Source organism: Streptomyces sp. NPDC002044 (assembly GCF_040296725.1).
In the GTDB taxonomy this organism is placed as follows: domain Bacteria; phylum Actinomycetota; class Actinomycetes; order Streptomycetales; family Streptomycetaceae; genus Streptomyces; species Streptomyces antarcticus.
The window spans coordinates 1-11856 of sequence record NZ_JBEOXU010000169.1; the positions used below are offsets into that span (position 1 = coordinate 1).

At 68.9% G+C, this 11856-nt stretch carries 8 protein-coding genes; 1 reads left to right on the forward strand and 7 read right to left on the reverse strand.

Annotation, left to right across the window (positions count from 1 at the left end):
* Window positions 1-130: 130 nt before the first annotated feature.
* The 7 genes from ABT106_RS27890 to ABT106_RS27920 all read right to left on the reverse strand — a co-directional run bounded on the left by ABT106_RS27890 (window position 131) and on the right by ABT106_RS27920 (window position 11058).
* Window positions 131-1183, reverse strand: coding sequence for an ABC transporter ATP-binding protein (locus ABT106_RS27890; protein ID WP_351282665.1), 1053 nt, complete (start codon window positions 1181-1183; stop codon window positions 131-133).
* Entirely contained in the window at window positions 1176-2231 is a 1056-nt protein-coding gene (locus tag ABT106_RS27895) for an ABC transporter ATP-binding protein (protein WP_351282668.1), read from the reverse strand. The genes ABT106_RS27890 and ABT106_RS27895 overlap by 8 nt, the downstream gene beginning before the upstream one ends.
* Before the next feature lie 13 nt (window positions 2232-2244).
* A complete protein-coding gene (locus ABT106_RS27900) occupies window positions 2245-3207 on the reverse strand; it encodes an ABC transporter permease (protein WP_351282670.1) in 963 nt (320 codons plus the stop codon).
* The gene (locus tag ABT106_RS27905) at window positions 3200-4144 is read right to left on the reverse strand and encodes an ABC transporter permease (protein WP_351282673.1); all 945 of its coding nucleotides are present in this window, start codon (window positions 4142-4144) and stop codon (window positions 3200-3202) included. Before ABT106_RS27905 ends, ABT106_RS27900 begins: the two co-directional genes overlap by 8 nt.
* Window positions 4145-4240: 96 nt before the next feature.
* Window positions 4241-5863, reverse strand: coding sequence for a peptide ABC transporter substrate-binding protein (locus ABT106_RS27910; protein ID WP_351282675.1), 1623 nt, complete (start codon window positions 5861-5863; stop codon window positions 4241-4243).
* 460 nt (window positions 5864-6323) lie between these two features.
* Window positions 6324-8228, reverse strand: coding sequence for a translational GTPase TypA (gene typA, locus ABT106_RS27915; protein WP_351282678.1), 1905 nt, complete (start codon window positions 8226-8228; stop codon window positions 6324-6326).
* A 394-nt stretch (window positions 8229-8622) separates the two neighbouring features.
* On the reverse strand, window positions 8623-11058 hold the full coding sequence (locus ABT106_RS27920; protein WP_351282681.1) for an ABC transporter family substrate-binding protein: 2436 nt from the start codon (window positions 11056-11058) through the stop codon (window positions 8623-8625).
* 452 nt (window positions 11059-11510) lie between these two features.
* On the opposite strand from ABT106_RS27920, the gene ABT106_RS32205 reads away from it, so the two are divergent.
* Window positions 11511-11687, forward strand: coding sequence for an Rv0250c family protein (locus tag ABT106_RS32205; protein ID WP_502979498.1), 177 nt, complete (start codon window positions 11511-11513; stop codon window positions 11685-11687).
* The last annotated feature ends 169 nt before the right edge of the window (window positions 11688-11856 follow it).

Genomic DNA, 11856 nt, shown 5'->3' on the forward strand with positions numbered 1-11856 from the left:
GCTGGCGGTGGTGACCGGGGTCGCGGGTTCCGGGACGAGCTCGCTGATCCACGGCTACCTGGCCGGGCAGGAGGGGGCCGGAGGAGTCCGGCGCCGGGCGCTCTGGGGGGGCGTACGCCCTCGGCGGGGGTCAGACGGCCAGGATGGCCTTCTCCTCCGCGAAGTGGCACGCCGATTCGTGCGCGGCCAGGACGTCCTGGCCCTTGAACCGCTCCGGGATCGCCAGCAGGGGCTCCTCCGTGGAGCACTTGTCCTGGGCCTTCCAGCAGCGGGTGCGGAAGCGGCAGCCCGACGGCGGGTTGGCCGGGGACGGCACGTCACCGGTGAGGATGATGCGCTCGCGGCCCTCACGGGCGGCCGGGTCCGGCACCGGCACGGCGGAGAGCAGCGCCTGGGTGTACGGGTGCGTCGGGTGCTCGTAGATCTCGCCGTCCGTACCGATCTCGGCCATCTTGCCGAGGTACATGACGCCGACGCGGTCCGAGATGTGCCGGACGATCGACAGGTCGTGCGCGATGAAGAGATAGGAGAGGTTGAACTCGTCCTGGAGCTTCTCCATCAGGTTGATGACCTGGGCCTGCACCGACACGTCGAGCGCGGAGACCGGCTCGTCGCAGATGATGATCTCCGGGTTGAGCGCGAGGCCGCGGGCGATGCCGATGCGCTGGCGCTGGCCGCCGGAGAACTGGTGCGGGTAGCGGTTGATGTACTCCGGGTTCAGGCCGACGACGTCCAGGAGGTCCTGGACCTTGCGGCGCCGTCCGCCCTTCGGGGCCACCTCGGGGTGGATCTCGAAGGGCTCCCCGATGATGTCGCCGACCGTCATGCGCGGGTTCAGCGAGGTGTACGGGTCCTGGAACACCATCTGGATGTTGCGGCGGACGGTCTTCATGGCACGGCCGGACAGCTTGGTGATGTCCTGGCCCTTGTAGAAGACCTCGCCCGCGGTGGCGGTCTCCAGGCTCATCAGCAGCTTGGCGACGGTGGACTTGCCACAGCCGGACTCGCCGACGATCCCGAGGGTCTCACCGCGGTACAGGTCGAAGGAGATCCCGTCGACCGCCTTGACCGCGCCGATCTGCTTCTTGAACAGAATGCCCTGGGTCAGCGGGAAGTGCTTGACCAGGTTGCGGACCTGGAGGATCGGCTCGCGCTCGGTGACGTTCTTGGTGAGCTCAGCCATGGATCTGCTCCTTCCAGAAGTGGCACGCGCTGGTGCGGCCGGGCAGGTCGGCGCCGTCCCGCTCGGTCACCGGGTGCAGGACCGGCACGTCGGTGCGGCAGATGTCCTGCGCCTTGGGGCAGCGCGGGTTGAAGGCGCAGCCCGACGGGATGTTGAGCAGGTTGGGCGGCAGGCCCTTGATCGCGTAGAGCTCCTGGCCCTTCTGGTCCAGGCGCGGGATCGAGTCCAGCAGGCCGCGGGTGTACGGGTGCGCGGGGCGCTTGTAGATCTCGTGGACCGGGGCGTTCTCGACGATCCGGCCGCCGTACATGACGGCGATCTTGTCCGCGACGTCGGCGACGACGCCGAGGTCGTGGGTGATCAGGATCAGGCCCATGTTCATCTCGCGCTGGAGCTCCGCGAGCAGGTCCATGACCTGGGCCTGGACCGTCACGTCGAGAGCCGTGGTGGGCTCGTCGGCGATGATCAGTTCGGGCTCCAGGGCCATCGCCATGGCGATCATGATGCGCTGGCGCATGCCGCCGGAGAACTGGTGCGGGTAGTCCCCCACGCGCGCCTTGGCGGCGGGGATCTTCACGCGGTCCATGAGCTCGATGGCCTTGGCCGTGGCGTCCTTCTTGGACATGCCGCGGTGGACGCGGAACATCTCGCCGAGCTGGGCGCCGACGGTGTGCACCGGGTTCAGCGAGGAGAGCGCGTCCTGGAAGATCATGGCGATCTTCTGGCCGCGGACCTTGCGGAACTCCTCGGCGGGCAGCTTCAGCAGGTCGGTGCCCTGGAACAGGATCTCGCCGTGCGGAATCTTGCCGGGCGGCATGTCGAGGATGCCCATGATGGCCTGCGCCGTCACGGACTTGCCCGAGCCGGACTCGCCGAGGACGGCGAGGGTCTCGCCCGCGTTCACGGAGTACGAGACACCGTTCACGGCCTTGGCGACACCGTCGCGGGTGTGGAACTCGACGTGCAGGTCGCGCACTTCGAGAAGGGGGGTCCCCTCCGGCGCCGAACGGGGCGCGGGGACGTTCGAGGTCTTGTCGATGATGGTCAACGTACGCCCTTCCTCAGCGCAGCTTCGGGTCGAGGGCGTCGCGGACCGCGTCGCCGACCATGATGAACGCGAGCACGGTGACGCTCAGCGCTGCGGCCGGGAACAGCAGTACGTGGGGCGCCTGGAGCCAGCGGTCCTTCGCGTCGCTGACCATGAGGCCCCAGGAAATCTCCGGCGACTGAACGCCGATGCCGAGGAACGACAGAGCGGCCTCCGCGGAGATGTACACACCCAGGCTGATCGCGCCGATCACGATGACGGGAGCGACGGCGTTCGGCAGGATGTGCCGCATCGTGATGCGCAGGGTGCCGGCGCCGAGGGCGCGGGCGGCCATCACGTAGTCGTTGTTCTTGTTCTGGAGCACGGAGGACCGCATGATGCGGAAGATCTGCGGCCAGCCCAGGGTGGCCATGACGACCGCGACCGTCCAGGCGTTGCCCTTGCCGAGACCCGACATGATCAGCATGCCGCCGAGGAGCAGCGGGATGGCGAAGAAGATCTCGGTGAAGCGGGACAGCACGCTGTCCACGAAGCCTCCGGTCCAGCCGGCCAGCAGGCCGAGGAGACCGCCGACGACGAGCACCAGGGTCGTGGTGACGACACCGACGATGATCGAGTTGCGGGCGGCCCAGACGGTACGGGTGTAGACGTCGCAGCCCTGGATGTCGAAGCCGAACCAGTGCTCTCCGCTCGGCGGCTTCAGCGAGTCCTGGAGCTTGCAGGCTCCTGCAGCGAACGGGCTCCCCGGCGTGAACCACCCGGGGACGGCCGACAGCACCAGCAGGAACAGCACCACGACGGCGCCGATCAGGAAGATGGGGTTGCGGCGCAGGTCCGAGACGGCGTCCGACCAGAGGCTGGCCTCGCGGTCCTTCTTCTTCCTGCGGTCGCCCTTCGGAGCCGCGGCGCCGGTGGAGGGGGCTCCGGCGATCTGGGTGTCGGTCATCGAGCCCTCCACCGTAGTTGTGTCACGCATAGCGGATCCTCGGGTCGAGCACGGCGTACAGCAGGTCCACGATCAGGTTGGCGACGAGGTAGACCACGATCAGGAGCGAGACGGTGCCCACGATCACGGTGCCTTCCTTGCGGTAGACCGACTCGGCCAGCAGTCCGCCGACCCCGTGGATGTTGAAGATCTTCTCCGTGATCACCGCACCGCCCATCAGGGAGCCGAGGTCGGCGCCGAGGAAGGTGGTGATCGGGATCAGCGCGTTGCGCAGCGCGTGGTTGACGACGACGCGGCGGCGCGGCAGGCCCTTGGCGGTCGCGGTGCGCACGTAGTCGGAGCGCATCGTCTCCATCAGGCTCGTACGGGTCAGTCGGGCCACGTACGCGAGGGAGGTCGAGGCGAGCACCAGCGCGGGGAGGAAGTAGGCCATGAGCCCGTCGTTCTCGTTGAACGAGACCGGGAACCAGTCGATCCCCCACTCGGTCTTCAGCTTCACGCCGAGAGCCAGCTGGAGCACGAAGCCGGACACGAAGACGGGGATCGAGATGACCAGCAGCGTCGAGAGGAGCACGAGCTGGTCGAGGAACTTGCCGCGGCGCAGGGCGGCCATGATGCCGGCGGCCACACCGACGACGGCCTCGATCAGGAAGGCCATGAGGGCGAGGTTCACCGTGTACGGGAAGGCGTCGGTGATCTTGTCCCAGACGAGGCGACCGGTCAGGTCCTCGCCGAGGTTCCCCTGTACGAGGTTGGTGATGTAGTTCCAGTACTGCGACAGGAACGAGTCGTTGAGGTGGTACTTCTCGCGCAGCATCGCGGCGACGAGGGGGTCGGCCTTCTTCTCGCCGGCCAGCGCCTGGATCGGGTCGCCGGGAAGCTTGAACGCCAGCCAGTAGATGAGGAACGTGGCACCGATCAGGACAGGGATCGCCTGTATGAGTCGGCGGATGAGGTAGCGGCCCATCAGACCTCCAACAGAAGAGCAGGGGGAAGGGGCAGACAGGCGGAAACCTGCTTCCGCCTGCCCGCCCCGTGTGTCCCCTTGGTGTGAAGAGGGGTGTTAGTTGCGCTCGACCTTGGCCAGGTCCATGCGGCCCTGGGCGTCGATCTCAACGTTCTTCACGGACTTGGAGTAGGCCGAAGAAGACATGTAGGTGAAGACCGGGATGTACGGCAGGTCCTTGATGATGACGTCATCGGCCTGCTGGTACAGCTTGAGGGCCTCCGCCGGGTCGGCGGTCTTGTCGGCCGTGTCAAGCAGGGTCTCGAACTCCTCGTTGACGTAGGCGCCGTAGTTGGAGCCGTTGTCGATCGCGACCTTCGAGAAGATCGGACGGAGGTAGTTCTCGGCCGCCGGGTAGTCCATGGACCACGCCATGCGGAAGGCGCCCTTGTACTTCTGGTCGCCCAGCTCGGTCAGCATGTCGCCGAACTTGGTGAACGGCTTGGCGGTGACCTCGATGCCGAGGTTCGCCTTCAGCTGGTTGGCGACGGCCTCGATCCACTCCTTGTGGCCGCCGTCGGCGTTGTAGCCGAGCTCGATCTTGCCGCCGGGGACGCCACCGGCCTGGGTGTAGAGCTCCTTGGCCTTGGTCGGGTTGTACGTACCCGCCTCGCCCAGCGCGCCCTTGCGGTAGCCCGGGATGATCGGGCTGATGAAGTCGTCCGCCGGCTTGCGGGTGCCGTTGAAGATGGTCTTCGTGATGGCGTCCCGGTCGATGGCCATCGAGATGGCCTTACGGATCTCGGGCTTGCCGAACGCCTCGGCGTTCGTCTTCAGCGGGAGACCGATGTAGCCGACGCCGGACTCGGGCTTGTAGATGTAGCGGTCGCCGAACTCCTGCGAGACGCTGGCCATCGCCGAGACGGGGAGCTTGTCGACGATCTGGAGCGTGTCGGCGCGCAGGTCGTTGTACGCGGTGTCCAGGTTGTCGTAGATCTTGAAGGTGACGCCCTGGAGCTTGGCGCGACCCTCGGCCGGGTACTTGTCGTACCGCTTGACCTTGATCTGCTTGTTGTGCTCCCAGGCACCGTCCATCTGGAAGGCGCCGTTGCCGATGGGGGCCTCGCCGAACTTCTTCGGGTCGGCGTCGAAAGCCTTCGGCAGCGGGTAGAAGGCGTTGTAGCCCAGCATGGTCTTGAACTGGGAGAACGGAGCCTTCAGCTTGACGGTGAAGGTCTTCTCGTCGACGACCTTCAGGCCCTTGAGCTCGGTGGCGGTGGGCTTCTTGTCCTTGCCCGGCGCCAGCTCGTCGGAGCCTTCGATCTTCGCGAAGAACGGCAGGCCCTCAGCGGCGTTGTCCTGGTTGGCACCCCAGTTCCAGGCGCGGACGAACGACTGCGCGTCGACCTTGTCGCCGTTGTGGAAGGTGTAGCCGTCCTTGAGCTTGATGGTCCAGGTCTGCGAGTCCGTGCTGTCGATGGACTCGGCGACCGCGAGCTTCGGCTCGTTGGTCTTGTTGTCGTACTCCACCAGACCGGTGAAGAGCGCGTTGAGAACCTCCGCGCCCTCGGACTCGGCGGTGTTCTGACCGACAAGACCGTGCTGCGGCTCGCCGAGCACCACGGTGATGTTGCCACCGGCACTGCTGCCGGCGTCGTCCTTGCCGGTACCACAAGCCGTGGCAGCCATCGCCACGATGACGGCACCCGCGACCCACTTGGCGCTCGTTGCTCCGCGCATGGGTAATTGCCTCCTCAGGAGTCACTGTCGATAAGTGAAGGGCCCGGCTGCGCTGACACCCCTGACAGCGAAATCCGGCCCCATCGTGCGTGCTCGTGAGTCGGCGCTCCCCACAGCGCATGACCCATTGACCCGAGCTCAATGGAGCCATCCTCAGGGACGCCCAGACCGTAAACCACACTTAAGTGGTCTCGTTTTCACAACATCACCGCATGACCAAAACCCGAAATCCGGACAAACGGATAGGAGACAGACACGTGCGAAACGGACGGTTAGCTCACCTTCCGGAGTGTCACGGTCGGTATGCGGACGCCTGAACCAAAAAATCCGGTTGACAAAAGCGAACAGCCCCTCCCGTCACGGACTCCGTGACGGGAGGGGCTGTCGATTCCCGCGGGTGTTTCGGCCACCCCGTGCGCCGTCCAAGCGGCACACGGGGTACGGCCGGACTACTCCGGTCCTACTTGGCGGACTTGGCGCGCGAGGCGGTGCGCGAGCGGTCCTTCTGGTCCAGGACGACCTTGCGGATGCGGACGGCCTCCGGGGTCACCTCGACGCACTCGTCGTCGCGGCAGAACTCAAGGGACTGCTCCAGCGAGAGCTTGCGCGGGGGCACCACGTTCTCGGTGTTGTCCGCGGAAGCCGCACGCATGTTGGTGAGCTTCTTCTCCTTGGTGATGTTCACGTCCATGTCATCGGAGCGCGAGTTCTCGCCGATGATCATGCCCTCGTACACCTCGGTGCCGGGATCGGTGAACAGGACGCCGCGCTCCTGGAGGTTGATCATCGCGAACGGCGTGACCGAACCGGAGCGGTCGGCGACCAGGGAACCGTTGTTACGGGTCACCAGCGGGCCGAACCACGGCTCGTGGCCCTCGTGGATGGAGTGGGCGATGCCGGTGCCGCGCGTGCCCGTCAGGAACTCCGTACGGAAGCCGATGAGACCGCGGGACGGGACGACGAACTCCATGCGGACCCAGCCGGAGCCGTGGTTCGACATGTTGTCCATGCGGCCCTTGCGGACGCCCATGAGCTGCGTGACCGCGCCCATGTGCTCCTCGGGGACGTCGATCGTCATGCGCTCGACCGGCTCGTGCACCTTGCCGTCGATCTCCTGCGTGACGACCTGCGGCTTGCCGATGGTCAGCTCGAAGCCCTCGCGGCGCATCTGCTCGACCAGGATGGCGAGCGCGAGCTCACCGCGGCCCTGGACCTCCCAGGCGTCCGGGCGCTCGGTGTCGAGCACGCGGAGCGAGACGTTGCCGACCAGTTCGCGGTCGAGGCGGTCCTTGACCTGGCGGGCGGTGACCTTGCGGTCCTTGACCGCGGACTTGGCGTCCGCGCCCTTGCCGCTGCCGCCGCGGCCGACCATCGGGGAGGTGTTCGTACCGATGGTCATGGAGATCGCCGGCTCGTCGACCGAGATCAGCGGGAGCGCGATCGGGTTCTCCGGGTCGGCGAGGGTCTCGCCGATCATGATGTCGGGGAAACCGGCGACCGCGCAGATGTCACCCGGGCCCGCCACCTCGGCCGGCTTGCGGGTGAGCGCCTCGGTCATCATCAGCTCGGTGATGCGGACGTTGGAGATGGTGCCGTCACGCTTGATCCACGCGACCGTCTGGCCCTTGCGCAGCTCGCCCTGCTCGACGCGGACGAGCGCGATGCGGCCGAGGAAGTTGTCGGCGTCCAGGTTGGTGACGTGGGCCTGGAGGGGGGCCTCCTCGTCGTACACCGGGGCGGGGACGTGCTCCAGGATGGTGGAGAAGAACGGCTCCAGGCTGTCGCTGTCCGGGGGGACGGTGCCGTCCTCCGGCTTGGTCAGCGAGGCGACGCCGTCACGGCCACAGGCGTAGACGATCGGGAACTCGATCTGCTCCTCGTCCGCGTCCAGGTCGAGGAAGAGGTCGTACGTCTCATTGACGACCTCGTCGATCCGGGAGTCCGGACGGTCCGTCTTGTTGATGCAGAGGATGACCGGCAGCTTCTGCTGCAGGGCCTTGCGCAGGACGAAACGGGTCTGGGGCAGCGGACCCTCGGAGGCGTCCACCAGCAGCACGACGGCGTCCACCATCGACAGACCGCGCTCGACCTCACCACCGAAGTCGGCGTGACCGGGGGTGTCGATGATGTTGATCGTGATCGGGGCCCCCCCGTCCTTGGGGTGGTACTTCACCGCCGTGTTCTTGGCGAGGATCGTGATGCCCTTCTCACGCTCCAGGTCGTTCGAGTCCATCATGCGGTCGTCGAGGTGCTGGTGGGCGGCGAAGGCACCGGCCTGCTTGAGCATGGCATCGACGATGGTCGTCTTGCCATGGTCGACGTGGGCGACGATGGCGACGTTACGGATGTCGTGGCGCGTGGGCACTTCGGCGCTTCTCCCGGGATCGTGGATGGCGTCGCGTACGGCCTGGCACGCGCGCCTCGACCGGGCGGAAACCTGCCACGGCCTTACCCCATCGTACGTCGCGCAGCGGGAACCGCCTGCCGGGGGGTCTGTCAAGAGGCCGGACGAATGAGGGCGGCCGAGGGTTGCGTGGGGTGTCTCGACCGCCCGTCCAGCCGGTGTTCATGCGGGTCAACGGGTATGCACGACCTTGCCCGCCGGGGATCCGGCGGGCAAGGAACTTGAGTCACTTCTGAGCTTGTGACTCGCCGGTCACCCTTTCTGGAACCGGTTTGTCACTACTTCTTCTCGCCTTCTTCTCGCCTTCTTCCCCGGCTCTTCCCGCGCCCGTCCCCGCGGTCCTCCCCCGCCCCTCCTACTTCCGCTTGTCCTTGGCGGACGCCGCCTTCTTCCAGCCGATGTCCTGGAAGCGCGGGGCACCGAGGCCGAAGGCGCCGGCGTTGACCAGACTCGGCTTGGCGGCCACCAGCTCCGGGCGCTGGTAGAGCGGGATGGAGCCGGCGGCGGCCCAGATCCGGGCGTCCGCCTTGCGCACCAGCTCCCGCGACTGCTCCTCGTCCAGCTCGCCGACGGCCTGGTCGAAGAGCTGGTCGATGTGGTCGGTGCCGACCCGGGTGTAGTTCTGTTCGACGAGCAGCGAGCCGTCCGCGGCCGGCTCCGGCTTCGCGAAGATCGGCCGGGCGTCGGTGGCGGGGTAGGCGGTGGCCGGCCACGAGTACAGGGCCAGGTCGTACTGGCCCGAGGCGATGTGGTCCTTGAAGAAGCTCTCGTCGGCCACCTTGGTGATCTCGGTGCTCACCCCGACCTTCCGCAGCATCTGGCTGATCCGCTCGCCGACCGCGCGCAGCGGCTCCGAGCCGGGCCCCGCCGGGAGGACGAACCGCAGGGTCAGCGCCTTGCCGTCCTTGGCGAGCGTCGATCCGGAGGTACGGTTCGCCTGCTTCGCCGGGGGCGGGGAGGTGGGGACCCCCTCGGCCGCGTCCACCTCGGCCGTCCCGGCCGCCTCGGCGTCGAGGGCCGGGCTGCGCTTGCCGTCGTCCACCGCCGCGGCCGCAGCGGCCTGGGTCAGCAGCGAGGCCCGCTGGTCGGCGGCGAACGGTGCGGGGGCCAGCACCGGTGAGGGGCCGTCCTGCTCCGGCCGCGCGCCCGGTGCGAAGGCGTCGGCGTCGACGATCTCGCCGTCGGGGGCGCGGCGCGGGTCCTCGGCGACGAGGCCGTCGCCGCCGGGGCCCTGGTCACGGGCCGCCGCGTCCAGGCGGGCGGCCGCCGACAGCGGGTCGCCGTTGCGCCCGTCGTCCTGGCCGACGACGTAGAGACCGTCGTTCCCGGTGCCCGGGCCCGACGGGGTCTTCGCGTCGTCCTGACCCGCGTTCTCGGCGCCCGCCTTGACACCGGCCGGCTCGGTGAGCTTGCCACCGAGGCGCCATCCCGCGTCCGCCAGGAGGGCCTGGGCCGCCTGGGTGTCCTGGCCGCCGAGGGCGCCGCTGTTGTCGGCGTACGCCCGCTGCCCGGCGAGGGCCACGTGGCTGCCGACGGGCTTGGCCGGCAGGCCGAGCGGCTTCAGTACGATCTCGGCCAGCGTCTTGCGGTCCAGGGCGCGCGCGATGGCCCTGCGGACCCGCTCGTCCGCCAGCGGGCCGGAGGCCCCGTTCATCGCGAGCTGCGTGTAGGCCGGCTCCAGGGACTTGCGGACGGTGAAGGTGCGCAGGGCCGCCTGCTCGTCGGCGTACCGCTTGACCGCCTCGGCGTTCTTCTGGCGGGACTCGTGCTCGGCGGCGGCCTTGCCCTCGTCCGCGCCGAAGGCGATCGCCCACGACAGGGTGGCCTGCGCCGCCGTCAGCGAGGTGCCCGGACCGTGGGCCGGGGCCCCGCCCGAGCCCGCGCCGGCGCCGGCCGCGGTACCCGCGGCGCCGCCCCGGCCGGCGTCCCGGCGGGCCAGCGCGATCCGGTCGGCGCCCGCCCGGTCGATGTCCGCCAGGTCTACCTTCCCGGCCGCCAGCGCGGCCGGCCGGTCGGCCCGCGGCACCGCCGTCAGCACCAGGGAGTCCAGCTTGGCCGTCTTGCCCCACCAGCGGGGGTTGCGGGTCAGGGCGACGGAACCGGTCTTCTTGTCGATCGCGCCGAGGTTGAAGGGGCCCGCGGTGACCTTGAGGGCCCCTCGCGCGCCTTCGTTGAAGGCGTCCGGGCTGCCGGTGACCTGCTTGGGGTAGAGCGGGGTGAACAGCGAGCGCCAGTCGGCGTACGGCTTGGCGAAGGTGACCTTGACCTCCAGGTCCGTCTTGCCGCGCTCGATCTTCTCGATCCGCTCGTAGCCCGCGTTCCGGGCCGTCCAGTACGCCGAGTCCTTGCCGTTGAGGGCCCGCCACTGCGCGAGGAAGTCGGCGGCGCCGATCTCGCGGCCGTCGCTCCACACCGCCTGCTGGTGCAGCTTGTACAGGACGACCTGCTTGGGCTCGCGCTCGACGACCTCCGCCTTCTCCAGATAGTCGGGATTGGCCGCCGGCCGGCCCTTGCCGTCCAGCACGAACAGCTGGGGCAGCACGGCCCCGGCGATCCGGCCGGTGGTGGCGTCCGCGTCCGCCTGGAAGGTGTTCAGGGTCTCCGGGAGGGCGTCCACCGCCCAGCGCAGCACACCCCCGTCGGCGACCCGGTCGCGGGCGGTCGTGGCGATGTCCTGCCCTGCGGCGGCCGGGCCGCCCTCGTCGTCGCCCGCGCCGCAGCCCGTGAGCAGCGGCAGCGCGAGGACTCCCGAGGTCAGGAGCGCCAAGGACCTGCGCCTTCTCTGGGACATGGGTCGTACCTCCGGGGGCGGGGCGTGGGGGAAGCATGATCACGTTTGGCGGTATATGGAGCTGATCACACCGGTTGCCGGAACCCACTGAAATCGACGGCCCCCCACACCCCCCGCAGCCGCCTCACGCCACGCCGCCAACCCCACCCGTGCGGACCAATCCGGGACGCGGGACGGGTGCGGGTTCCCCCGGAAGAGGGAGAAACCGGGTGCGGGGGGGCGCACGGATCAAGCCTGCGCGCCCGTAATCCCTGCACGTCCCTTCACACCGGGGACAGGAGGCGCAACACTCTCAGGCGCACATGAGCGTTGCCACCGCACCCGCGGAAGTGAGGGCAAGAATCATGTCCGTGCACGACTCGCCGCACGACGTACCGAACGACCCGGCGCACGACCCACCGCACGACTCACCGCACGACGAGCAGAAGGCCGTACGGCGCGACCTCGACGAGCTGACGCGAAGGGTCGAGCTGCTGGAGCGTCAGGCGGGGCGGGCCAGACCCGCCGGCCCGCCCGCCCCGCCCGACCCGTCCCTGATGGTGACGGTCCCGGACACCCCGTACGACAGCAGCCTGTGGACGGACTCCGACGACGAGGGCCTCGGGGCCCGCGACCGCCGCGCCCCCTGACGCGGGCTCCCGTCCCCACGTCACGGGCCACCGCCCCGTGACGTGGCGCCCCTGCCCCGTGCGCGGGCCCCTCCCGGCCCCGCCGTACGCCGCTCTGAACGCCATGCTCCGCGCCGAGGCCGCCCGCTTCACCCCGCCGGCCCGCAAGGCCCGGCCCACCGCGCCGCCG